The organism is Sphingomonas corticis (assembly GCF_012035195.1).
GTDB classification, from domain to species: Bacteria; Pseudomonadota; Alphaproteobacteria; order Sphingomonadales; family Sphingomonadaceae; genus Sphingomonas; species Sphingomonas corticis.
Genome location: NZ_JAAVJH010000003.1, coordinates 241,700 through 264,415, shown reverse-complemented (window position 1 = coordinate 264,415; position 22,716 = coordinate 241,700). Strand labels below are relative to the sequence as shown.

The window sequence follows — 22,716 nt, the reverse complement described above, 5'->3', positions numbered from 1 at the left end:
GAAGCCGAAGACGCGTCTCGAAGCACCGCCACGCGCAGCTGCTTCGAGACGGGGTTTCGACGGGCTCAACCTCTCCTCGGCACGAACGGAACCCGGCTCCCGCCCCTTTCCCCGCGTGCATTGCGCTCTCGCCGCGCTTCCCCCACATAGCGAGGTAACACACCAACCGGGGAACCCATGGCCGATCCATATTCGACGCTGGGCGTGGCGCGCGGCGCCAGCGAGGCGGATATCAAGAAGGCGTATCGCAAGCTCGCCAAGGAGCTGCATCCGGACCGCAACAAGGACAATCCGAAGGCCGCGGAACGCTTCAGCCAGGTCACCAATGCCTACGACCTGTTGAACGACAAGGACAAGCGCGCCCGCTTCGACCGCGGCGAGATCGACGGCGACGGCAATCCGACGATGCCTTTCGGCGGCGCGCGCGCGCCCGGCGGCGGCTTTCGCGCGCAGAACTTCGATTTCGGCGGCGAGGGTGCCGGCGGCGGGCCGGACGTGTCCGACATCTTCGAGGGGCTGTTCGGCGGGCGCGGGTTCGGCGGCGGGGGCGGCGGCTTCTCCGGCGGGTTCGGGCGACGCGGCGCGGCGCCTCCGCCCAGGGGCGGCAACGTCGCCTATCGCCTGCGCGTCCCGCTGACGGATGCCGCCGCGCTGGCGCCGCAGCGGATCACGCTGGCCGACGGCAAGACGATCGACCTGAAGCTGCCCGCCGGCGTCGAGGACGGCACGCAGATGCGCCTGTCGGGCAAGGGCGACGCCGGCCCAGGCGGCGCCGGCGACGCGATCGTCACGATCGAGGTGGAGCCGCACCGCTTCTTCACCCGCGACGGCGACGACGTGCGCCTCGACCTGCCGATCACGCTGAAGGAGGCGGTGGAGGGCGGCGCCGTGAAGGTGCCCACCGTGGAGAAGCCGGTGATGCTGACCGTCCCCGCCGGCAGCACCTCGGGTCGCACGCTGCGCATCAAGGGCCGCGGCTTCCACAAGAAGGGCGGCGGGCGCGGCGACCAGCTGGTGACGCTGATCGTTGACGTGCCCGCGGACGACGCCGCGCTGGCCGCCTTCGTCGCCGGCTGGACGCCCGCGGGGAACCCGCGTTCGGCACTGGGCGTCTAACCTCCCGCAAGGGGGATTGCCGTGACCGATACCGCCGCCAACAGCGAGCTGACGCCCGAGGCCCGCGCCCACCACCACGGCCGCGCGCGTACCGTGCTGAACCGCGAATACGCCAAGGTGAAGCCCGGCAGCGCCGCGTTCGAGATCGTGAAGCGATCGGCGCTGGGCGTCTACAACGACGGCTTCATCCACGCCGGCAATCTCGCCTACCTCGCGCTGATGACGCTGTTTCCCTTCTTCATCGTCGCCGCCGCAGTCCTCTCGCTCGTCGGGCAGAGCGCGGAGACGCAGCGCGCGGTCGCCAGCTTCCTCTCCGTCCTGCCGCCCGACGTCGCCGATCTGCTGCGCAAGCCGATCGCCGACGTGCTCCAGGCGCGCACCGGATCGCTGCTGTGGCTGGGCGGCCTCGTCGGCCTGTGGACCGTCGGCAGCTTCGTCGAGACGATCCGCGACATCTTCCGCCGCGCCTACGGCACGAAGAGTTCGCAGTCGCTGTGGCGCGCACGTCTGGGATTGAGCCTGGGCATCGTCGCCTCGGTCGTGCTCGCGCTCATGTCGTTCCTGGTGCAGGGCGTGCTGACCGCGGCGGAGCAGTTCATCTACCGCCTGCTGCCCTTCGCGCAGGACGTTGCCGGCTGGCTCGGCCTGGCCCGCTTCATCCCCGCCGCCATCATGTTCGGCGCGCTCTACATGCTGTTCTACTTCGTCACCCCGTCCAAGTACCGCTACTCGAAGAACCGCAAATGGCCCGGGGCGCTGTTCACCGCCGCCTGGTGGGTCAGCATGACGGCCGCCCTGCCCTTCGTGCTGTCGCAGCTCGGCGGCTACGACCTCACCTACGGCAGCCTGGCGGGCGTCGTCGTGATGCTCCTGTTCTTCTATCTCATCGGCCTCGGCCTCGTTTTCGGCGCGCACCTCAACGCGGCACTGGCGGAACCGCCCGAGCGGGTAGTAGAGGGGACGGCCACGACACAGGCGAAACAGGCAGCGGGGACGGCGTGAACGGATTGATGGCAGGCAAGCGCGGGCTCATCATGGGGCTCGCCAACGACCGGTCGCTGGCGTGGGGGATCGCGCAGAAGCTGAGCGAGGCGGGAGCGGAGCTCGCCTTCTCCTACCAGGGCGAGGCGCTGGAGAAGCGGGTCCGCCCGCTGGCCGAGCAGCTCGGCACCGCGAAGCTGATCGACTGCGATGTCAGCGACATGGCGGCGCTCGACCGCGCGTTCGACGACCTGAAGGCGGACTGGCCGACGCTCGACTTCGTCGTCCATGCGATCGGCTTTTCCGACAAGAACGAGCTGCGCGGCAAATACGTCGACACGTCGCTGGAGAACTTCCTGCTGACGATGAACATCTCCGCCTACAGCTTCGTCGCGGTGGCGAAGCGCGCGCGGGCGATGATGCCCGACGGCGGCAGTCTGCTGACGCTCAGCTATTACGGCGCGGAGAAGGTGATCCCGCACTACAACGTGATGGGCGTCGCCAAGGCCGCGCTGGAGACCAGCGTGAAGTATCTCGCGATGGACCTGGGGCCGGAGAACATCCGCGTCAACGCGATCAGCGCCGGGCCGATCAAGACACTGGCGGCATCGGGCATCGGCGATTTCCGCTACATCATGAAGTGGAACGAGCTGAACTCGCCGCTTCGCCGCAACGTCACGATCGAGGATGTCGGCGGCGCCGGCCTCTACCTCCTCTCCGATCTCGCCAGCGGCGTGACGGGCGAGGTGCACCACGTCGACGCCGGCTACAACGTCATCGGCATGAAGGCGGAAGACGCGCCCGATATCGCGCTGGCTTAGGGCGCTGGCGTGACGGCATGACGATCGCGATCCGCCCCGCCGGCGCCGGCGACGTCGCCGCGGTGGGCGCGCTGCTGCGCGACAGCTTCCCCGCGGCGGACGAGGCCGACCTCGTGCGGCGCCTGTGCGTCGACGGCGACATGGTGCTGATGCTGGTCGCGGCGGAGGAGGCGACGGGCGCGCTCGCCGGGATCGCCGCGTTCAGCCGCATGGTGGTGGAGGTGGGCGGCCAGCCGCTCGCCGCGGTGGCGCTCGCCCCCGTGGCGGTCGCCCCGCCCTATCGCCGGCAAGGCGTGGCGGAGGCGTTGATCCACGCCGGGCTGGTGCAGCTGGAAGAGGCGGGCGTCGTCCTCTGCTTCGTCCTGGGCGAACCCGCCTATTACGAACGCTTCGGCTTCCACGCCGATTACGCACGCAACTTCGCCTCGCCCTACGCCGGCGACTATCTGATGGCACTGCCGCTGCAGGGCGGCCTGATCCCCTGCGGCGAACGCGGCGAGGCACGCCACGCGGCGGCGTTCGCGGCGCTCGGCGGGGGCTGACGCGCGAACTGCGTCAGCGCCAGTGACGGATGACCGCCAGGCTGGCGAGGACCCGCACGCTTGAAAGCACCATGTTACCGCTCCGAACTCCCGGGTCGGCTTTCCCGAAAGGGATCGAGTTCTCGAAAAGTGGAGATGGCCGTATCAAGCCTATGGCTGATGCGTCAGTACACGTTCGACGTCGGTCAGGCGCTGGTTCATCCGATCGGCATCCGGCCGACCGATCGTGCCATCGACCGTCTGGAGATGACCGGCCTCCGTTTGCACCTGGCCCACCGCACGATGCAGTTTCGCCGCCTCTCGACGGGTCAGGCTGCGTTTCCTTACCGCGCGGTCGATGCGGCTGTTCAAACTCGCTGCACGGTGCTGGAGATAGTCGCCAACGCTCCCGGTCGCATCTTGGACAGGGGCCGCGACGTGGCGGCAGAGCTGCATCGCGACCGCATCGAGCTCCCGGTCATAGGAGGCGACCTCACCGGCGCTGAGAAACCCCTGACGCTTGGTATGACGATCGGCGCCCGCCCTTGCCGCCTCGACACGGTCGTAGAGTGAGTCGGCCGTCGCCTGGGTGAGGTGTCGCGCAATACGGGCGTTGCCCAGGTCTGCTTCGAGAATGTTGGCGCGGACGGAGACATGTGCCTGTCTCGGGTCCGTGATCGATCCGCCCATATCGCCCTTGAGCGCGCGCTGGCCTTTCAGATCGCAACTGGGGTAATCAGAGGCAGACGCCTGCGCATGGGCATTCGCCGCGCTCAGCATCAGCGCAGCTGCAACCAAGATCTTCATCATGGACTCCTGCAACACGCCGCCGATCGGCGTGAAGGCTGGTCTACGCGCGATCAGGTGAATTGCTCCTGTGAGCCCAGGCAGACGTGGCTTCACAGCCGCATCATTGCACAGCTACGCTGGTGCAGGAGCCGTCCACCCCCTCACGTCACACCGTTCCCGATTGGAACAATGGCCGGGAACACGCCCTCCGCGATAAGCCGAATGGCACGAACGGGCATCAATCTTCCCGAGACCTGTTACCGATCGCATATCCCCGAAATGGGCGACCGGGTACGGGGAAACAGGAAAGCGTCGCCCGCGATCATCTGCCTCGCACGAAACCGCTCTCCCGACGCCCCCTGTCCTACCTTCCCCACTTCTGCCACAGCAGCGCCCATGTCCGCCGCCGCTCCCTCCCGCCTCTTCCCACCGGCCGTTGAAAACGCGCTGGCGCCTCAACACTCTCAACATTCGCGCCGACATGCGGGACGGCGCGCCGGAGCCGTCGCATGAGTTTCAACACCTTCGGCCGCGTCTTCCGGTTCACCACCTGGGGCGAATCGCACGGGCCGGCGCTCGGCGCAGTGGTCGACGGATGCCCGCCGGGAATCGCGCTGACCGAGGCGGATATCCAGCCCTGGCTCGACAGGCGCCGGCCCGGCACCTCGCGCTTCACCACGCAGCGGCGCGAGCCGGACGCGGTGCGCATCCTGTCCGGCACGTTCGAGGGGCGGACGACGGGCACGCCGATCAGCCTGATGATCGAGAACACCGACCAGCGCTCGAAGGACTATTCGGACGTCGCGCTCGCCTATCGCCCCGGCCACGCCGACTATGCCTATGACGCCAAATACGGGTTCAGGGACTATCGCGGCGGCGGCCGCTCCTCGGCGCGCGAGACGGCGGCGCGGGTCGCGGCGGGTGCGGTGGCGCGGCTGGTCGTGCCGCAGGTGCGCGTCCGCGCCTGGGTGGAGGCGATCGGCGGCGACGCGATCGATCCCGCCGCCTTCGACGATGCGCAGATCGACGCCAATCCCTTCTTCTGTCCCGACGCCGCCGCCGCCGCGCGGTGGGAGGAGACAGTGGACGCCGCGCGGCTGGCGGGTTCCTCGCTCGGCGCGGTGATCGCGTGCGAGGCGACGGGGGTGCCCGCAGGCTGGGGCGCGCCGCTCTACGCCAAGCTGGACAGCGAACTCGCCGCCGCCGCCATGTCGATCAACGCGGTGAAGGGCGTGGAGATCGGCGACGGCTTCGCCGCCGCGGCGCTGTCGGGGGAGCGGAACGCCGACGCGATGCGCCCCGGGAACGACGGGCCCGTGTTCCTCGCCAACCACGCCGGCGGCATCGCCGGGGGGATCGCCACCGGCCAGCCGATCCGCCTGCGCGTCGCGTTCAAGCCGACAAGTTCGATCCTGACGCCGGTGGACACGATCACGCGCGAGGGCGCGGCGACGCAGATCATGACCAAGGGCCGCCACGATCCGTGCGTCGGCATCCGCGGCGTGCCGGTGGTGGAGGCGATGGTGGCGCTGGTCCTGGCGGACCAGGCGCTGCTCCACCGTGCGCAATGTGGCCTGATCTAGGACAGGCCGAAGGAACGTCCTCTCTATCCAGGTCGTTGGCACGCGGAAGAACAGAGGAGAGTATCGATGAAGAGCATCATTCCCTTCGCCGCGGCGGCGCTGCTGCTTCCCGTGGGCGCGAGCGCGCAGATCGCGGGCGGTGTGACCGGCACCACCGGCTCCACCGTCGGCGGCACGGTGGGCCAGGCCGGCACGATGGGCAGCACGATGTCGGGCCAGACCGGCTCCTCGACGATGAGCACGACGCCCAACCAGACGACCACTCGCTCGACCCAGCGCACGCCGGACCGCAGCACCACGCGCCGCGGCTCCACCACGGGCCGCACGGGCACGACCGCGGACACGATGACCGGCACGTCGACCACCACCACGGCGACGCCGCCCACCGGCACGCCGCCGACCAGCACGTCCACCGACACGACCATCGGCGCGGGCACCACGGCGACCACGCCGATGGGTGGTGTCGGCGCGACGACCGGTACCGGTGTCGGCACCTCGACCATGACGCCGCCGGGCGCCGCCAGCGGCAGCGCGACGACGCAGGGCAGCGTCTCGGGCACGACCACCCCGCCTCAGGGCTGACGCGACCGGGGCCGGCACGACGCGTGCCGGCCCCGTTCCTCAATCGGCGAACGCCTCGCTTCTCAGTCGGCGAACGGATCGCGGACGAGGATGGTGTCCTCGCGCTCGGGACTGGTCGACACCAGCGCCACCGGGCAGCGGATCAGTTCCTCCACCCGGCGGATGTACTTCACCGCCTGCGCCGGCAGGTCGGCCCAGCTGCGCGCTCCAGCGGTGGATTGCTGCCAGCCTTCCATGCTCTCGTACACCGGCTCCACCCTGGCCTGGTCCGCGGCATGGCTGGGGAAATAATCCAGCACCGCGCCGTCCAGCCGATATCCGGTGCAGATCCGCACCTCGTCGAAGCCGTCCAGCACGTCGATCTTCGTCAGCGCGATGCCGGTGATGCCGCCCACCGCCGCCGATTGTCGCACCAGCACCGCGTCGAACCAGCCGCAGCGCCGCTTGCGCCCGGTCACGGTGCCGAACTCATGCCCGCGCTGCCCCAGTCGCTCGCCCGTCGCGTCGCCCAATTCGGTCGGGAACGGACCCGACCCGACGCGCGTGGTGTACGCCTTGGCGATGCCCAGCACGAACCCCACCGCCCCCGGCCCCAGGCCTGATCCGCCCGCGGCGGTCCCGCTGATGGTGTTGCTGCTGGTGACGAAGGGATAGGTGCCGTGGTCGATGTCCAGCAGCACGCCCTGCGCGCCCTCGAACAGGATGCGCTTGCCGGCCTGTCGCATGGCGTTCAGGTCGCGCCACACCGGCTTGGCGAACGGCAGCACGAACCCGGCGATCTCGCCGAGATCGGCCAGCAGCCGCTCGCGGTCGATCGGCCCCTCGCCGAAGCCGGCACGCAGCGCGTCGTGATGCGCGGTCAGCCGGTCGAGCTGCGGCTCCAGCTGGTCGAGATGGGCGAGGTCGCAGACGCGGATCGCGCGCCGGCCTACCTTGTCCTCGTACGCCGGGCCGATCCCGCGCCGCGTCGTGCCGATCTTGCCCGCGCCGGAGGCATCCTCGCGCAGCGCGTCGAGGTCGCGGTGGAAGGGGAGGATCAGCGCGCAATTGTCGGCGATCCGCAGCGTCTCCGGCGTCGCCTTCACGCCCTGCGCCGCCAGCCGCGCCACCTCGTCGCGCAGCGCCCAGGGATCCAGCACCACGCCGTTGCCGATCACGGACGGCGTGCCGCGCACGATGCCGGACGGCAGCAGCGACAGCTTGTACACCTGCTCGCCGACGACCAGCGTATGCCCGGCGTTGTGGCCGCCCTGGAACCGGACGACCGCGTCGGCGCGCTCGGCCAGCCAGTCGACGATCTTGCCCTTGCCCTCGTCGCCCCATTGCGCGCCGATGACCGCTACGTTGCCCATGGATACACGTCTCCACCCTGCCGGGGATACCCCGCGGGCCCTTCGACAGGACTCGGCGCGCGGGGGTTGCGAAACGTTCGGGCGGGCGGTTAGCCTTCCCGCCCGGGAGGGTCAACCGCGCGGGATGCGCAGCGACGCCAGGACGCGGCGATAATCGTCGGTGACGACCGGGTGAAGGACGGCCGCCTCCGCAAGGTCGAACCATCGCAGTTCGTCATGCTCGTCGTTTCGCACCCCCGGCGTGCCGCGCCACCCGGGGATCGCGAAGAGATGCAGCGGCACGGACGATCCGTTCCCATCGCCGATTACGAGGGTCTCGATATAGGTGGCCGACGAGCCGGTGATACCGAGTTCCTCCGACAGCTCCCGATGGAGCGCAGCGTCGATCGTCTCTCCCGGCTCGACATGACCGCCAATGACGTCCCAGCAGCCGGCGAACGTCTTGTGCCCGGCGCGCCGCCCCAGCAGCACTCGTCCGTTATCGACGAGGATCGCGCCGACCGTCTCCACCGTCATTCCGGCAGCGCCCGCGCCTCTCCCCCGACCCAGAAGTGCGTCGCCAGCTGCGCCTCCGGCGTGTCGCCCGGCTCCAGCGCCGCCACCGTCACCCAGCCTTGCGAGCGCAGCGCCGTCGCCTCCGCTGCCGGCGTGCCGAACGGCAGGAACAGCCGCCGCCGCTCGCTCGCCGGCGCCTCGCCCACCAGCCGGCCGGCGTAAAGTGAGAATCCGGTCGCGGCCTCCTCCTCGCCGTCCTCGTGCACCACGGTATAGGTGCCGCCGCGCCCGACCTCCTCCGCCGCGCCGCGCGCGAACAGGGAGAAGCCGAGCCATGTCTGATATTCGAACCCGTGGCGTTCGGTCGGGTCGAGCGTCATCGCCGCGCGCCCCTCCAACGCGGCGGCGATCTCGGCCAGCGCGTCGAGCCGGCTCGCGAGCACGCCCGCGGTGTCGAAAGCGCGCAGCCGTTCCAGCGCGGGCGCGAACGGCCCCGCCGCGGCGACGAGCGGCAGGTAGGCGGGCGCGATCGCCGCCACCCCGCCGGCATCCTTGGCGTCCAGCCGCTCGCGCAGCGCGGCCAGTGCGTCGGGCGCGACCGGCAGCGGCCCGGCGGCGAGCGTGTCGACCAGGTCGGGCAGCGTGAAGTCCACCGACCGGTCGGCGACTCCCGCCGCCTCCAGCGCATCGACGGCGACGCTCGCCACCTCCCTCGCCGCGGCGACGGTGTCGAGCCCGAACAGCTCGCAGCCGATCTGCCGCAACTCGCGCGCGGGCGACAGCTGTGAGGCGCGTAGCTTCAGCACCGAGCCCGCATAGGAGAGGCGCACCGGCCTTGGGTGATGCCCCATCCGCGTCGCGGCGATCCGCGCGACCTGCGCGGTAATGTCCGGCCGGATCGCGAGCGTGCGCTGCGACACGGGATCGACGAAGCGCACCGCGTCGGACAGTGCGCCGGCCTTCAGCCGGGTGCCGAGCGCGTCGGCGAACTCCGCGAGCGGCGGATCGACGCGCTCGTAGCCATGCGCGTGGATGGCGGCCAGCACCCGCGCCTCGATCGCGGCGGCGGCGTCGGCGAACGGCGGCAGCCGGTCGCGCAGCCCCTCGGGCAGGAGCGCGGTCACTTCTCCCTCTCCCCCGTGGAGAGAGGGTCGGGGAGAGGGGCAGCCGTCGTCGCTACGATCGCCTCCGAAACCGCGTCAAAATTCATCGCCACATCCGCGTTGGTGAAGCGGATGACCCGGTAGCCATGCGCCTCCAGCACCGCCGTCCGGCGCTCGTCGCGCGCTTCGTCGCCCGCATGGGTGTCGCCGTCAACCTCGATGACGAGTCGGCGCGACTTGGAGGCAAAGTCTGCGATGAACCCCGCGATCAAGACCTGCCGCTTGGACTTGACGGCATGGAGGCGGCCTGCACGCAGATGGTACCACGGGCGCGGTTGAGCAACTCGCCGCCCGCTCGCCGCACGCCCGCTCTCCCCGGCCCTCTCCCCGCGAGCGGGGAGAGGAGATCACCACGTCAGAACGACAGCCCCATCGCCGTCTTCACGCCCGGCAGCGCCTTCACCTGCGCCAGCAGCTCGGGCGACACCGCGCCGTCCACCGACAGCAGCAGCACCGCCTCACCACCCGCCTGGCGCCGGCCGAGGTGGAAGGTGCCGATGTTCACGCCCCGCTCGCCCAGCAGCGTGCCGATGCGGCCGATGAAGCCGGGCGCGTCCTCGTTCACCACGTACAGCATGTGCCCGGCGAGGTCCGCCTCCACCTTGATGCCGAACAGCTCGACCAGCCGCGGGTTGGCGTCACCGAACAGCGTGCCGGCGACCGAGCGTTCGCCGTCCGCGGTCCGGACGGATACGCGCAGCAGGGTGTGATAGTCGCCCTCGCGCTCGATCCGCACCTCGCGCACCTCCATGCCGCGGTCGCGGGCGAGGACGGGGGCGTTGACCATGTTCACCGTATCGGTCTGCGTGCGCAGAAAGCCGGTCAGGACGGCGCTGGTGACGGGCTTGGGATTGAGCTCCGCCGCCGCGCCCTCGCGGTGGATCGACACGCGGTCGATCGCGCCGGTGGTCAGCTGGCCGACCAGGCTGCCCAGCTTCTCCGCCAGCCCCATGTACGGGCGCAGCTTGGGCGCCTCCTCCGCGGAGAGGCTCGGCATGTTGAGCGCGTTCGTCACGCCGCCGGACACGAGATAGTCGGCCATCTGCTCGGCCACCTGGATCGCGACGTTGACCTGCGCCTCCGTGGTGGAGGCGCCGAGGTGCGGCGTGGACACGAAGCCCGGCGTGCCGAACAGCGGCGAGGCCTTCGCAGGTTCCTCGACGAACACGTCCAGCGCGGCGCCCGCGATGTGGCCGCTGTCCAGCCCCGCCTTGAGCGCCGCCTCGTCGATCAGGCCGCCGCGCGCGCAGTTGATGATGCGCACGCCCGCCTTCGTCTTCGCGAGGTTCTCCGCCGACAGGATGTTGCGCGTCTGGTCGGTCAGCGGCGTGTGCAGCGTGATGAAGTCGGCGCGGGCGAGCAGCTCGTCCAGCGTCGCCTTGGTCACGCCCATCTCCACCGCGCGCTCCTCAGTCAGGAACGGGTCGAAGGCGACCACCTTCATCTTGAGGCCGAGCGCGCGATCCGCGACGATCGAGCCGATGTTGCCCGCGCCGATCAGGCCCAGCGTCTTGCCCGTCAGCTCGACGCCCATGAAGCGGTTCTTCTCCCACTTGCCCGCCTGCGTCGAGGCGTCCGCCTCCGGCAGCTGGCGCGCGAGCGCGAACATCAGCGCGATCGCGTGCTCCGCCGTGGTGATCGAGTTGCCGAACGGCGTGTTCATCACGACCACGCCCTTGGCCGAGGCGGCAGGGATGTCGACGTTGTCGACGCCGATGCCGGCCCGGCCGACGACCTTCAGGTTGGTGGCGTGCTCGAGAATGTCCTTCGTCACCTTGGTCGAGCTGCGGATGGCCAGGCCGTCATACTGGCCGATCATCGCCTTCAGCTCGTCCGGCGTCTTGCCGGTGATCTCGTCCACCTCGACGCCGCGCTCGCGGAAGATCTCGGCGGCGCGGGGGTCCATCTTGTCGGAAATCAGTACCTTGGGCATGGTTCACCTCGTCATCCCAGCGAAAGCCGGGATCTCGTGCTGCATGGGCACGCTATGGGGAGAGAGACCCCAGCTTTCGCTGGGGTGACGTATTTCGTCAGCCGGCCTTCGCGGTCGCATAAGCCCAGTCGAGCCACGGCCCCATCGCCTCGATATCGGCGGTGTCGACCGTGGCGCCGCACCAGATGCGCAGACCGGGCGGCGCATCGCGATAGCCGCCGATGTCGTAGGCGGCGTCCTCCGCCTCGAGCAGCGCCACCATCTTCTTGATGACCGCCTCGTCGGCATCGACCGTCAGGCAGACGCTGGTCCTCGACCGAGACGCTTCGTCCACCGCGAGATGCCCGAGCCAGTCGCGCTCCGCGACGATGCGATCCAGCGCGGCGGCATTGGCGTCGGAGCGCGCGATCAAACCGCCCGCCCCCAGCGACTTGGCCCATTCGAGCGCCCAGATCGCATCCTCGACGGCCAGCATCGACGGCGTGTTGATCGTCTCGCCCTTGAACACGCCCTCGGCGAGCTTGCCCTTCGACACGAGGCGGAACACCTTGGGCAGCGGCCAGGCGGGGGTATGGCTCTCCAGCCGCTCGACCGCGCGCGGGCCCAGGATCAGGACGCCGTGCGCGCCCTCCCCGCCCAGCACCTTCTGCCAGCTGAACGTGGCAACGTCGATCTTGTCCCACGGCAGGTCGTAGGCGAAGACGCCGCTGGTCGCGTCGGCGAAGGACAGCCCCTCGCGATCGTCGGCGATCCAGTCGCCGTCCGGCACGCGCACGCCGCTGGTGGTGCCGTTCCAGGTGAAGAGGACGTCGTCCGACCAGTCCACCGCGGACAGGTCCGGCAGCTGGCCGTAGTCGGCGCGCAGCACGGTCGGGTCGATCTTCAGCTGCTTGACCGCGTCGGTCACCCAGCCCTCGCCGAAGCTCTCCCACGCCAGCGCGGTGACCGGGCGCGCGCCCAGCATCGTCCACATCGCCATCTCGAACGCGCCCGTGTCCGATCCGGGCACGATGCCGATGCGATGCGTGTCGGGCAGATTCAGCAGCTCGCGCATCAGCTCGATGCAATATTGCAGTCGCTGCTTGCCCAGCTTCGAACGATGCGAGCGGCCGAGGACCGCGGTGGCGAGGCTGGCGGGGTCGTAGCCCGGCGGCTTGGCGCAGGGGCCGGACGAGAAGTGCGGCCGCGCAGGCTTCGCCTGCGGCTTGGTAACGTCGGTCAATTCAACTCTCCTTACAGAGAGCACGCGCGGCGTTGGGACCGCGTGGCCCGTCGACGGCACTAGCCGCGCGGCGGCGGGCTGGCAACCGCAATCGTCCGCTCGACAGTATCGAACACCCCCGGCGTGGTTTCGTCATGGAGAAGCCGATCGGGACACAGATGCCGCTGGCGCTGGCAAGACGCACGATCGTGGCCTTAGGATCTGGTCGGGGGCCGATGCTGTGGAGGCACTGGCATTGCGCATTGAAATCATGATGTTGAGCGCGATGATCGAAGATGGGTCCCGGCGCTTCACTACCGTGAACGCCGACGCTCCGCTGACCGGGACGGAAATCGCCGCCCTTGTCTACATGTTGGCGTCGATCATCTGCGGCATCCTGGTCTTCCGCTGGATCTACGTGGCGGGTCGCAATGCCCATGCCTTCAGTGCCGCGATGACCATGCCGCCCGACTGGAACGTCGGCTGGTTCTTCGTGGCGGTCGGCAATCTGTGGAAACCGTTCCAAGGAGTGCGCGAGGCGTAAACCGCGACGGTGAAATCCGGACCGACCGGATACCGTCGCCCTGCCCGGCTGGATCAGGACGGGTGGGGATAGTGGATCGCCACCACGCTGCTCGACAATCTCGTGTTCCGCGTGTCGCTGCAGGCGGACACCGGGGCGGAGCTGATCGTGGTGGACTGGTTCTTCGTCGGCTCGCTGCTGATCGACGTGCCGCTTGTCCTGCTGCTGCGGCGGCTGATCGCCCAACTGTCGGCGATGCAGGCGGCGCGGCTGGAGCGTGCGGCGAGCTTCGACTGACCGGCCGCACCGTTCGCCCCGCGGCCATTGGCGGTTCATCCGTCGCGGCGTAGGCGTCGCCCGTGGCAAGGGGCGGCATCAGCATGTGGCACGGCACGACGGGACGGCGCCGAAGCGCGGCGCTGGCGCTGTTCGCCCTGCTCGCCGCCTGCGGCCGCACGGAGCGCCCCGCGCCGCCACCACCGATCGGCAAGGTGGCGGGCCCTTCCATCCGCGAGACCGCGGCGTGCGAGACGGACCTGCGCAACCTGGGCGTCGATTTCACGCCCCTGCCCGACCGTCAGTTCGCGCCCGGATGCGGGCTGGTCGGCACGGTGAAGCTGCTCGACATCGGCGTGCCCACCGCGAACCTGGGCGCGATCCGCTGCGGTCAGGCGCGCGCCTTCGCCGCCTGGGCGCGCAACGGCGTGGCGCCCGCGGCCTACCAGATCCTGGGCAGCGAGCTGTCGCGCATCCTGACGATGGGCAGTTACGCCTGCCGCAACACCATCGGCACCAAGGGGCCGGGGCGCCGGTCGGGCCACGCGCTGGCCAATGCGATCGACGTGTCCGCGTTCGAGCTGAAGGACGGGCGCCGCGTCTCGATCCTGTCCGACTGGAACAGCGCCGATCCGCAGGTGCGCCGGTTCCTCCAGACCATCCGCACCTCCGCCTGCCGCCGCTTCGGCACCGTGCTGTCGCCGGACTACAACGCCGCGCACAAGGACCACCTCCACCTGGAAGACGACGGCGCGAACTTCTGTCGCTAACCTCGCTTACTTGCCCCCGTCATCAACCGGCCGTATCGCGCTGGGATGACAGAGACCCGCGTTCCCAGCCGCGTTTTCCCGCGTGCCAGCACCGATGCCCGCGCCGCCGAGCAGAGCATCTCCACCCCACAGACGGAAAGCCCGGCGTACAAGCTGGCGTTCCAGGACATGGACTTCCTGCTGCGCGAGGATTTGCGGCCCGTGCGCTTCCAGCTGGAGCTGCTGAAGACGCAGGTGATCCTGGACGAGGCGCATATCGGCTCCACCTTCGTCTTCTACGGATCGGCGCGGATACCCGAGCCCGCCAAGGCACAGGCGCTGCTGGATCTCGCCACCGACGACAAGGCGAGGAAGGTGGCGGAGCGGCTGGTCGCCAAGTCGCGCTACTACGACATGGCGCGTGAGCTCGCGCAATTGTGCTCCAACTTCCCGCGCGACGAGGCGGGCAAGCGGCACTTCGTCGTCTGCTCGGGCGGCGGGCCATCGATCATGGAGGCGGCCAACCGCGGCGCGGCGGACGTGCACGCCGAATCGATCGGCCTGAACATCGTCCTGCCGCACGAGCAGGCGCCCAACCCCTACGTCACGCCCGCGCTGAGCACGCAATTCCACTATTTCGCGCTGCGGAAGATGCATTTCCTGCTCCACGCACGCGCGCTGGCGGCCTTCCCTGGCGGCTTCGGCACGTTCGACGAGCTGTTCGAACTGCTGACGCTGATCCAGACGGGCAAGATCGAGCCGATTCCCGTGCTGCTGTTCGGCCGCGAGTTCTGGGAGCGCGTCGTCAACTTCGAGGCGCTGGTCGAGGAGGGCGTGATCTCCGAGCGCGACCTCGGCATCTTCCGCTACTGCGAGAGCGCGGCGGAGGGCTGGGCCGTCGTGCAGCAATTCTATCGCGAGCGGCAGGAGAAGGCGCCCACGCCGCCGGGCGCCTGACGCGACCTCACCGCGCCATGTCGACGCGGGCGAGGCGCGGCGAGAGCAGGTGGATGAGGAGCAGCGCGACCAGGTACGCGCTGCCCGCGACGGCGAACAGCGGCACGTAGCTGCCGATCCGGTCGAGCACGAAGCCGGCGTACTTCGCCATTACCATGCCGCCGACCGCCCCCGCCGTGCCGCCGATGCCGATCACCGATCCGACTGCGGCCAGCGGGAACATGTCGGTGGGGATGGCGTAGAGGTTCGCCGAGAATGCCTGGTGCGCGGCGGTGGCGATGCCGATCACCAGCACCGCCAGCCACAGATTGTCGATCCCCTGCGCGAAGAGGACGGGCAGTACCGCGACCGCGGCCAGCGCCATCGTGGCCTTGCGCGCCGCGTTCACGCCCCAGCCGCGGTGCAGCAGCCGGGAAGACAGCCACCCGCCCGCCACGCTGCCCAGGTCCGAGATGAGGTAGATCGCGACCAGCGGCGGACCGAAGCTCTTGAGATCGAGGCCGTAGCGCTCGCCGAGATAGCCCGGCAGCCAGAACAGGAAGAACCACCAGATCGGATCGATGCAGAAGCGGCCGAGCGCATAGGCCCAGGTCTCGCGCGTCAGCAGCACGCGCGTCCACGGCACGGTTGCGACGGGTTCGGGCGGATCCTGCTCGATCCACGCCAGTTCGTCCGGCGCGACCGCCGCGGTCTCGCGCGGACGACGGTAGAGCGCCCACCACGCCGCCAGCCAGACGAGGCTGGCGACGCCGGTGACGACGAACGCCATGCGCCAGCCGACCGTGACGACCAGGAACGGCACCAACAGCGGCGTCACCACCGCGCCGACGTTCGCGCCGGCGTTGAAGATGCCGATCGCCAGCGCCCGCTCGCGCGCCGGGAACCACTCGGTCACGGCCTTGATCGCCGAGGGGAAGCTGCCCGACTCGCCGATGCCGAGCGCGAACCGCGCCATCGCGAACTGCGTGACCCCTGACGCGAGGCCGTGCGCGATATGCGCGCCCTGCCAGATCACAAAGGCGACGGCATAGCCGATGCGCGTCCCCACCTTGTCGACGATGCGCCCGAAGCTGACGTAGCCGATGGCGTAGGCGACGGTGAAGAAGAAGACGATGTCCGCGTAATCGCCCTCCGACCAGCCGAACTCCGCGGAGAGCGTCGGCTTGAGGATGCCGATCATCTGCCGGTCGATGTAGTTGATGACGGTCGCGGCGAAGAGCAGCGCCACCACGCCCCAGCGTCGGCGCCCGGCGGGACGCATCAGCGCGGCGCGCGTTGGATCGAAGGTGGGCGCGCTCATGTCGCGTCCGTGCCGCTACTGCGTGGCATCCTCGCCTATCCTCACCTGCGTTATCGCTACCATCAATGTAACCGACGGGGCGCGTGGGGAAAGCCCGAAAATAGTCGGGCGTCAGCGCCCGCGCCGCGCCTCAGCGTGGCGCTCGGCGCGGGCGAGCAGCGCGTCGAGGTCCTCGCGCGCGATGTCGAAGCTCTCGTGCATCTCCTCCAGCGCGGCGTCGACGTCCGCCGGGTCGAGCCACCGCACCGTCACGGCGGGAGCGGGTTCGTGCGGGTAGCTGTGGGCGGTGGCGCGGTGCAGGAACATGGCCAGCGCGACCAGCGCAATCGAATTGATCGCGACCGGCGCGAAGGCGAAGGCATAGCCCGCGTCGTGGATGCCCTGGCTGCCGATCACCGCGGTCAGCGCAGCGGCGCCGCCGGGCGGGTGGAGGCAGCGCAGCAGCGACATGACGAGGATCGCCGCGCCGACCGCCACCCCCGCCGCCAGCGTCGGCTGCGGCACGAGGTGGAAGGCGGCGACGCCGACCAGGGTCGAGATCGTGTTGCCCCCCACCACCGGCCACGGCTGCGCCAGCGGGCTCGACGGCACGGCGAACACCAGCACCGCCGAGGCGCCCAGCGGCGCGACGATGATCGGCAGGTCCGCGCGGGCCAGCGGCAACCCGGCGCAGACGACGATGGTGAGCGCAATGCCGATCGCGGCGCACAGGCACGCGACCAGCCGGTCGCGCAGGTTGGCACCGGCCAGTAAGGGTTTGAAGATGGGCAAGGATCGCTCGCGCAGTGGACAGGCGGTGGCGGCTATCATCCTCCCCTCCGCGGTCAAGCCCGCCCCGCCTCAGTCGCCGGTAAGCGTCCGCCGCACCGCGTCGTGCCATCCCGCCGACAGCGCGATGCGACGGTCGTCGGCCATGGAGGGCTCGAAGCAACGCTCGCGCTGCCACAGCCTGCCCAGTTCGTCGGTGCCGCTCCACACCCCGGTCGCCAGCCCGGCGTGGAAGGCGGCGCCGCGGGCGGTGGTCTCCAGGTCGTGCGGGCGTTCCACCGGGGTGCCGATCATCCCCGCCATGAAGGTGCAGAGCCAGTCGTTCGCCGCCATGCCGCCGTCGACGCGCAGGATCGCGGGCCGCTCGCCGCCGTCCGCCACCATCGCGTCGACCAGATCCATCGTCTGATAGGCCACCGCCTCCAGCGCGGCGCGCGCCAGGTGCGCGGCGGTGGCCCCCAGCGTCAGGCCGTAGATTGCGCCGCGCGCCTGCGCGTCCCAGTGCGGTGCGCCCAGCCCGGTGAAGGCGGGCACCATATAGACGCCGTGGCTGTCGGGCACCTGCGTCGCCATGTCGTCGGTCTGCGACGCGTGGGTGATGACGCCCAGTCCGTCGCGCAGCCACTTCACCGCTGCCCCGGCGACGAAGATCGACCCCTCCAGAGCGTAGGTGGTCGTCCCGCCGCTGCGCCACGCCGGGGTGGTCAGCAGGCGGTGCTCCGACGCGATCGCCTCCTCGCCCGTGTTGAGCAGCAGGAAGCAGCCGGTGCCATAGGTGGACTTCGCCATGCCGCGCGCGAAACAGGCCTGGCCGAACAGCGCCGCCTGCTGGTCCCCGGCCACGCCCGCGATCGGCAGCGGGCGGTCGAACAGCCCGGCGGCGGTGGTGCCGTAGAGGTGCGCATTGTCGTGTACCTGCGGCAACATCGCCGCGGGCACGCGGAACAGGTGGCATAATTCCTCGTCCCACTCGCCGCGGTGAATGTCGAACAGCATCGTGCGGCTGGCGTTGGTGACGTCGGTGGCGTGGACCGCGCCGCCGGTCAGGCGATGGATCAGGAAGCTGTCGATCGTGCCGAACGCCAGCTCGCCACGTTCCGCGCGCGCCCGCGCGCCCGCGACGTTGTCCAGGATCCAGGCGATCTTCGTGGCGGAGAAATAGGGATCGATCAGCAACCCGGTGCGCGCGCGCACGGTCGCCTCCTCCCCTTTGAGCGCGCGGCAGGTGTCGGCACCGCGGCGATCCTGCCACACGATGGCGCGGTGGATCGGCTCGCCCGTGGCGCGGTCCCACACCACCGCCGTCTCGCGCTGGTTGGTGATGCCGATCGCCGCGATCGGTCGCGCCGCGCGCTCCATCGCCTCGCGCGCCACCGCCAGTGTGTCGCGCCAGATGTCCGCGGGATCGTGCTCGACCCAGCCCGGCGCGGGGTAATGCTGCGCGAATTCGCGCTTCGCGATGGCGACGCGGCGCGCCTCGCCGTCGAACACAATGGCGCGGGTGGAGGTGGTGCCCTGGTCGATGACAAGGATGTGGTCCGCCATCCGCTCTCCCCCGTTTGCTCGTTCCGCTAGCGCACCTTTCGCGCAGGCGGCGCGGCGCGTACAGGGGGTCGATGCGCGATCTACTCATCGTCGGCGGGGGCATCAACGGCGCGGGCATCGCGCGCGACGCGGCCGGGCGCGGGCTGACGGTGACGCTGGTCGAGCAGGACGACCTGGCCAGCCACACCTCCTCGGCATCGACCAAGCTGATCCACGGCGGGCTGCGCTACCTGGAATATGGCGAGTTCCGGCTGGTGCGCGAATCGCTGCGCGAGCGCGAGCGGCTGCTCGGCATCGCGCCGCACATCATCTGGCCGCTGCGCTTCGTGCTGCCGCAGACGCGCTCGCCGCGGCCGGCGTGGCTGGTTCGAACGGGGCTGTTCCTCTACGACCACATCGGCGGCCGCCGCTCGCTGCCGGGGACGCAGACCGTGCCGCTGGACGGCGCCTGCGGCGAGGGGCTGTCCGACCGGCGCGGCAAGGCGTTCGTCTACTCCGACTGCTGGGTGGACGACAGCCGGCTGGTCGTCCTCAACGCGCGCGACGCGGCGGATCGCGGCGCCGAGGTGCTGACGCGCACGCGCTTCCTGTCCGCCCGCCGGGACGCCGACGGCTGGCGCGCGGTCATCGACGACGGCGGCGCCGCGCGGGAGATCCGCGCGCGCATTCTGGTCAACGCGGCGGGACCGTGGGTGGCGGACGTGCTCGGGCGCGTGCCCTCCAACCGGCAGCGTCCCGGCGTGCGGCTGGTGAAGGGGAGCCACATCGTCGTGCCGCGGCTGTACGCGGGCGAGCACGCCTTCATGCTGCAGAACCCCGACCGCCGCATCGTCTTCGCCATCCCCTACGAGCGCGACTTCACGCTGGTCGGCACCACCGACGAGCCGTGGACGCAGTCGCCCGGCCCCGCGACGATCGCACCGGATGAGACGCGCTACCTGCTGGAGACGGTCGCGCGCTACTTCGCCCGGCCGGTGGCGGAGGGCGACGTGAAGTGGAGCTACGCGGGCATCCGCCCGCTGCACGACGATCACGCCGCCAGCGCCTCCGCGGTGACGCGCGACTACGTCCTCGACCTCGACGGCGAGGGCGCGCCGCTGCTCAGCATCTTCGGCGGCAAGATCACGACATACCGCAAGCTCGCCGAACACGCGATGGCGACGCTGGGACCGTGGCTTCCCGCCTCCGCGGACTGGACCGCCGGCCAGGCGCTGCCCGGCGGCGCGCTGCCCGACGGCGATGCGGAGGCGCTGGTGCTCGGGCTACAGGCGTCGCATCCCGGCGCCGCGACCGCGCGGCTGCGGCGGCTGGTGCGCGCCTACGGAACCGACGCCGCCGCGATCCTCGCTGCGGGGGGCGAGGACCTGGGCGGCGGGCTGACCACGGGCGAGGTGGATCACCTGGTCGCGCGGGAATGGGCGCGGACGAGCGAGGACGTGCTGTTCCGGCGCAGCAAGCTGGGTCTCCACGTGCCGCCGGGCACGCGCGAGCGGCTGGACGCCCATCTCAGTCGAGCCGCCGCCCGAGTTCCTTGTTGAGGCCGAGCGCGATCAGCGTCGCGACCGCGCCCGACAGGAGGTAGGCGCCCGCCGCGATCAGCCCGAACCATTCGGCCAGCAGCAGCGCCGCCAGCGGGGCGAAACCGGCGCCGAACAGCCAGGCCAGATCGCTGGTCAGCGCCGCACCGGTGTAGCGCGCCCGCTTGGGAAAGTTGCTGGTCACCGCGCCCGACGACTGGCCGAACGACAGGCCGAGCAGGATGAAGCCGCCGATCATGAACACCGCCTCCCCGCGCTCCCCCGCGTCCAGCAGCTGCGGCGCGAAGCCGGAGAAGACGGCGATCGCCGCCGCGGTATAGCCGAGCAGCGAGCGCCGCCCGATGCGATCGGCGAGCAGGCCGGAGACGATGATCGCCGCCACGCCGAACATCCCGCCGACCAGCTCGATCAGCAGGAAGCGCGTGATGCTCTCGCGCGTGAACAGCGCCACCCACGACAGCGGGAACACCGTCACCATGTGGAACAGCGCGAAGCTGGCGAGCGGCGCGAAGGCACCGATGACGATGTTGCGCCACTGCGCCTTCAGCGTCGCCGTCACGCGGCTAGGCGTCAGCTCGCGGCTCTTGAACATCTCGTTGTATTCCGGAGTCACCACGATGCGCAGCCGAGCGAACAGCGCGACGACGTTGACGGCAAAGGCGACGAAGAAGGGATAGCGCCAGCCCCAGCTGATGAAATCCTCCGGCGACAGCGTGCCGAGGAAGAAGGCGAACAGCCCGCTCGCCAGCATCAGGCCCAGCGGAGCGCCCAGCTGCGGCACCATCGCCCACCAGCCGCGCTTCTGCTCGGGCGCGTTGAGCGCGAGGAGCGAGGCGAGCCCGTCCCATGCCCCGCCAAGCGCGATCCCCTGTCCGATGCGGAACAGGGCGAGGAGCAGCGCGGACCAGATGCCGACCTGCGCCGCGCCGGGCAGGAAGGCCACCGCCACGGTCGAGGTGCCGAGCAGGAACAAGGCGATGGTCAGCTTCGTGCCGCGGCCGTGGCGCCGGTCGATCGCCATGAAGATCTGCGTGCCGATCGGCCGCGCGATGAACGCCAGCGGGAAGATCGCGAACGACCACAAGGTGGCGGTCAGCCGGTCCATCCACGGGAAGACCAGCGCGGGAAACACGATCACCGAGGCGAGCGCGTAGACGAAGAAGTCGAAGAACTCGGACGTACGGCCGATGATGACGCCGATGGCGATCTCCGCCGGATTGACGTGCGCGTCATCGTGGCCGTGGATGGCGCGGGCGTCGCGCTCCAGCGGCGCGGAATGGGCGGTAGCCTCAACCATCATATGTTTCCGTGATTCCGAACGCTCGAGCGGGGCAAATAGTCGCGTCGTGCGTTGCAGGGGATAGGACAAATTGTCCTATTTCGCAGGTGCACAACGAGGACTAGCTGGCTGCTGTCATGACTCGCTTCCTCCGTGCCCTCCCGCTTCTCGCGCTCCCGGCCCTGGCCGGCTGCGACTGGGTCGTGATGAATCCCGCCGGTGATGTGGCGCGCCAGCAGGCGAACCTGATCCTGTGGTCGACCTTCCTCATGCTCCTCATCATCGTGCCGGTGATGGTGCTGACGGTGCTGTTCGCGTGGCGATACCGCGCGACGAACCGCGACGCGGAGTACAAGCCCGACTGGGACCATTCGACCGGTCTGGAGCTGGTGATCTGGTCCGCGCCGCTACTCATCATCATCGCACTGGGCGCGCTCACCTGGGTGGCGACGCACACGCTCGATCCCTACCGTCCGCTCAGCCGGCTGGCGGCGGGCAAGCCGGTGCCGGCGGGGCAGCGCCCGCTGGAGGTGCAGGTCGTCTCGCTCGACTGGAAATGGCTGTTCATCTATCCCGAGCAGGGCATCGCGACGGTGAACGAGCTGGTCGTGCCGGTCGATCGCCAGGTGCGCTTCCGCCTCACCTCCTCCTCGGTGATGAACACCTTCTACGTGCCCGCGATGGCCGGCATGATCTACACCATGCCCGGCATGGAGACGAAGCTGCACGCCGTGCTGAACCGGCCCGGCCGGTTCGAGGGCGCGTCCGCCAACTATTCCGGCGCCGGCTTCTCCGACATGCGCTTTCCCACGCTGGCGATGGACTCGACCGGGTTCGACCGCTGGGTCGCGGCGGTGAAGGGGGGCGGACAGCGGCTGGACACGCGCGCCTATCTGACGCTGGAGCGGCCGAGCGAGAAGGTGCCGACCCTCCGCTTCGCCGCGATTGAGCCGCGACTCTTCGAGCGCGCCGTGCAGATGTGCGTGCGCCCGGGCCAGGCCTGCATGGGCGACACGATGGGTCATGGCACGCATCCTCCCGTCAACAATCGCCCGGCGCAGCCCGGCCGTCCCGAGGGCGCGCTGCAGAAGGAGCCGGGCGAGAAGGGCAGCAGCCCGCACATGTCCGCCCCCCATGGCCAGCCTGCCGGCAACGCCTCTCCCGAGGATGACGGCAGCAACCGCAACATGACCCGCCTCGATCCGCACGCCCTCCCCGGGCGCCCGGTCTCCGGCCTGAGCTGA

The 22,716-nt window shown here is 70.1% G+C and carries 23 protein-coding genes; 12 read left to right on the top strand and 11 right to left on the bottom strand.

Features of this window, described 5'->3' with window-relative positions; translation table 11 throughout:
• Positions 1–177 precede the first annotated feature (177 nt).
• Genes HBH26_RS06290 through HBH26_RS06275 form a run of 4 tightly spaced genes read left to right on the top strand, consistent with a single transcriptional unit; the run spans position 178 to position 3,460 of the window.
• Complete coding sequence (locus HBH26_RS06290; protein WP_168133742.1) at positions 178–1,116, top strand: DnaJ C-terminal domain-containing protein; 939 nt, start codon at positions 178–180, stop codon at positions 1,114–1,116.
• 21 nt (positions 1,117–1,137) lie between these two features.
• On the top strand, positions 1,138–2,118 hold the full coding sequence (locus HBH26_RS06285) for a YihY/virulence factor BrkB family protein (RefSeq protein ID WP_338057273.1): 981 nt from the start codon (positions 1,138–1,140) through the stop codon (positions 2,116–2,118).
• A gap of 8 nt (positions 2,119–2,126) precedes the next feature.
• Positions 2,127–2,918, top strand: a complete 792-nt coding sequence (fabI, locus tag HBH26_RS06280) for an enoyl-ACP reductase FabI (RefSeq protein WP_209308365.1) — start codon at positions 2,127–2,129, stop codon at positions 2,916–2,918.
• 17 nt (positions 2,919–2,935) lie between these two features.
• On the top strand, positions 2,936–3,460 hold the full coding sequence (locus HBH26_RS06275; protein ID WP_168133740.1) for a GNAT family N-acetyltransferase: 525 nt from the start codon (positions 2,936–2,938) through the stop codon (positions 3,458–3,460).
• Between the two features lie 150 nt (positions 3,461–3,610).
• Here the strand turns inward: HBH26_RS06275 and HBH26_RS20400 are convergent, their stop codons facing one another.
• A complete protein-coding gene (locus tag HBH26_RS20400) occupies positions 3,611–4,342 on the bottom strand; it encodes a hypothetical protein (protein ID WP_209308364.1) in 732 nt (243 codons plus the stop codon).
• A gap of 395 nt (positions 4,343–4,737) precedes the next feature.
• Between HBH26_RS20400 and aroC the strand changes: the two genes are divergently transcribed.
• Positions 4,738–5,811: a chorismate synthase gene (gene aroC, locus HBH26_RS06265; RefSeq protein WP_168133739.1), complete on the top strand. Its 1,074-nt coding sequence runs from the start codon at positions 4,738–4,740 to the stop codon at positions 5,809–5,811.
• 66 nt (positions 5,812–5,877) lie between these two features.
• Positions 5,878–6,393, top strand: a complete 516-nt coding sequence (locus HBH26_RS06260) for a hypothetical protein (protein WP_168133738.1) — start codon at positions 5,878–5,880, stop codon at positions 6,391–6,393.
• 62 nt (positions 6,394–6,455) lie between these two features.
• Here HBH26_RS06260 and HBH26_RS06255 read toward each other — a convergent pair whose 3' ends face one another.
• The 6 genes from HBH26_RS06255 to HBH26_RS06230 form a co-directional block, all read right to left on the bottom strand.
• On the bottom strand, positions 6,456–7,745 hold the full coding sequence (locus tag HBH26_RS06255) for an adenylosuccinate synthase (protein WP_168133737.1): 1,290 nt from the start codon (positions 7,743–7,745) through the stop codon (positions 6,456–6,458).
• Between the two features lie 111 nt (positions 7,746–7,856).
• The gene (locus HBH26_RS06250; RefSeq protein WP_168133736.1) at positions 7,857–8,261 is read right to left on the bottom strand and encodes an NUDIX domain-containing protein; all 405 of its coding nucleotides are present in this window, start codon (positions 8,259–8,261) and stop codon (positions 7,857–7,859) included.
• Positions 8,258–9,364 (bottom strand): ATP phosphoribosyltransferase regulatory subunit, encoded by a 1,107-nt coding sequence (locus tag HBH26_RS06245; RefSeq protein ID WP_168133735.1) that lies wholly within the window; start codon positions 9,362–9,364, stop codon positions 8,258–8,260. The genes HBH26_RS06250 and HBH26_RS06245 overlap by 4 nt, the downstream gene beginning before the upstream one ends.
• On the bottom strand, positions 9,361–9,615 hold the full coding sequence (locus HBH26_RS06240; protein ID WP_239024603.1) for an endonuclease domain-containing protein: 255 nt from the start codon (positions 9,613–9,615) through the stop codon (positions 9,361–9,363). The genes HBH26_RS06245 and HBH26_RS06240 overlap by 4 nt, the downstream gene beginning before the upstream one ends.
• Before the next feature lie 143 nt (positions 9,616–9,758).
• Positions 9,759–11,336 (bottom strand): phosphoglycerate dehydrogenase, encoded by a 1,578-nt coding sequence (gene serA / locus HBH26_RS06235; RefSeq protein WP_168133734.1) that lies wholly within the window; start codon positions 11,334–11,336, stop codon positions 9,759–9,761.
• 97 nt (positions 11,337–11,433) lie between these two features.
• Positions 11,434–12,558 (bottom strand): phosphoserine transaminase, encoded by a 1,125-nt coding sequence (locus HBH26_RS06230; RefSeq protein ID WP_209308363.1) that lies wholly within the window; start codon positions 12,556–12,558, stop codon positions 11,434–11,436.
• A gap of 220 nt (positions 12,559–12,778) precedes the next feature.
• Here HBH26_RS06230 and HBH26_RS06225 point away from each other — a divergent pair, with 220 nt between their 5' ends.
• From HBH26_RS06225 to HBH26_RS06210, 4 genes are all read left to right on the top strand, one after another.
• Complete coding sequence (locus HBH26_RS06225; protein ID WP_168133732.1) at positions 12,779–13,081, top strand: DUF4328 domain-containing protein; 303 nt, start codon at positions 12,779–12,781, stop codon at positions 13,079–13,081.
• Between the two features lie 111 nt (positions 13,082–13,192).
• Positions 13,193–13,357 (top strand): hypothetical protein, encoded by a 165-nt coding sequence (locus HBH26_RS06220; protein WP_168133731.1) that lies wholly within the window; start codon positions 13,193–13,195, stop codon positions 13,355–13,357.
• A 62-nt stretch (positions 13,358–13,419) separates the two neighbouring features.
• Positions 13,420–14,106 carry an extensin family protein gene (locus tag HBH26_RS06215; protein ID WP_420824978.1) on the top strand — a complete coding sequence of 229 codons (687 nt, stop codon included), beginning with the start codon at positions 13,420–13,422 and terminating at the stop codon, positions 14,104–14,106.
• Between the two features lie 45 nt (positions 14,107–14,151).
• Positions 14,152–15,042, top strand: coding sequence for an LOG family protein (locus HBH26_RS06210; RefSeq protein WP_168133730.1), 891 nt, complete (start codon positions 14,152–14,154; stop codon positions 15,040–15,042).
• Positions 15,043–15,049: 7 nt separating this feature from the next.
• Here HBH26_RS06210 and HBH26_RS06205 read toward each other — a convergent pair whose 3' ends face one another.
• From HBH26_RS06205 to glpK, 3 genes are all read right to left on the bottom strand, one after another.
• Positions 15,050–16,342 carry an MFS transporter gene (locus HBH26_RS06205; RefSeq protein ID WP_239024602.1) on the bottom strand — a complete coding sequence of 431 codons (1,293 nt, stop codon included), beginning with the start codon at positions 16,340–16,342 and terminating at the stop codon, positions 15,050–15,052.
• A 111-nt stretch (positions 16,343–16,453) separates the two neighbouring features.
• Positions 16,454–17,113: an HPP family protein gene (locus HBH26_RS06200; protein ID WP_168133933.1), complete on the bottom strand. Its 660-nt coding sequence runs from the start codon at positions 17,111–17,113 to the stop codon at positions 16,454–16,456.
• 69 nt (positions 17,114–17,182) lie between these two features.
• A complete protein-coding gene (glpK, locus tag HBH26_RS06195) occupies positions 17,183–18,655 on the bottom strand; it encodes a glycerol kinase GlpK (RefSeq protein ID WP_168133729.1) in 1,473 nt (490 codons plus the stop codon).
• Positions 18,656–18,726: 71 nt separating this feature from the next.
• Here glpK and glpD point away from each other — a divergent pair, with 71 nt between their 5' ends.
• Positions 18,727–20,193, top strand: a complete 1,467-nt coding sequence (gene glpD / locus HBH26_RS06190) for a glycerol-3-phosphate dehydrogenase (RefSeq protein ID WP_168133728.1) — start codon at positions 18,727–18,729, stop codon at positions 20,191–20,193.
• Here the strand turns inward: glpD and HBH26_RS06185 are convergent.
• Entirely contained in the window at positions 20,162–21,490 is a 1,329-nt protein-coding gene (locus tag HBH26_RS06185) for an MFS transporter (RefSeq protein WP_168133932.1), read from the bottom strand. The two genes, glpD and HBH26_RS06185, sit on opposite strands and share 32 nt — an antisense overlap.
• Positions 21,491–21,609: 119 nt before the next feature.
• Between HBH26_RS06185 and cyoA the strand changes: the two genes are divergently transcribed.
• Positions 21,610–22,716, top strand: a complete 1,107-nt coding sequence (gene cyoA / locus HBH26_RS06180) for a ubiquinol oxidase subunit II (RefSeq protein ID WP_168133727.1) — start codon at positions 21,610–21,612, stop codon at positions 22,714–22,716.

Excerpts from the sequence above, each read along its gene's own strand:
- cyoA (WP_168133727.1), top strand. The coding sequence starts at position 21,610 with ATGACTCGCTTCCTCCGTGCCCTCCCGCTTCTCGCGCTCCCGGCCCTG.
- aroC (WP_168133739.1), top strand. The coding sequence starts at position 4,738 with ATGAGTTTCAACACCTTCGGCCGCGTCTTCCGGTTCACCACCTGGGGC.
- HBH26_RS06260 (WP_168133738.1), top strand. The coding sequence starts at position 5,878 with ATGAAGAGCATCATTCCCTTCGCCGCGGCGGCGCTGCTGCTTCCCGTG.
- HBH26_RS06210 (WP_168133730.1), top strand. The coding sequence starts at position 14,152 with ATGACAGAGACCCGCGTTCCCAGCCGCGTTTTCCCGCGTGCCAGCACC.
- HBH26_RS06185 (WP_168133932.1), bottom strand. The coding sequence starts at position 21,490 with ATGGTTGAGGCTACCGCCCATTCCGCGCCGCTGGAGCGCGACGCCCGC.
- glpK (WP_168133729.1), bottom strand. The coding sequence starts at position 18,655 with ATGGCGGACCACATCCTTGTCATCGACCAGGGCACCACCTCCACCCGC.
- HBH26_RS06275 (WP_168133740.1), top strand. The coding sequence starts at position 2,936 with ATGACGATCGCGATCCGCCCCGCCGGCGCCGGCGACGTCGCCGCGGTG.
- HBH26_RS06250 (WP_168133736.1), bottom strand. The coding sequence starts at position 8,261 with ATGACGGTGGAGACGGTCGGCGCGATCCTCGTCGATAACGGACGAGTG.
- serA (WP_168133734.1), bottom strand. The coding sequence starts at position 11,336 with ATGCCCAAGGTACTGATTTCCGACAAGATGGACCCCCGCGCCGCCGAG.
- HBH26_RS06290 (WP_168133742.1), top strand. The coding sequence starts at position 178 with ATGGCCGATCCATATTCGACGCTGGGCGTGGCGCGCGGCGCCAGCGAG.
- HBH26_RS06255 (WP_168133737.1), bottom strand. The coding sequence starts at position 7,745 with ATGGGCAACGTAGCGGTCATCGGCGCGCAATGGGGCGACGAGGGCAAG.
- fabI (WP_209308365.1), top strand. The coding sequence starts at position 2,127 with ATGGCAGGCAAGCGCGGGCTCATCATGGGGCTCGCCAACGACCGGTCG.
- HBH26_RS06205 (WP_239024602.1), bottom strand. The coding sequence starts at position 16,342 with ATGAGCGCGCCCACCTTCGATCCAACGCGCGCCGCGCTGATGCGTCCC.
- glpD (WP_168133728.1), top strand. The coding sequence starts at position 18,727 with ATGCGCGATCTACTCATCGTCGGCGGGGGCATCAACGGCGCGGGCATC.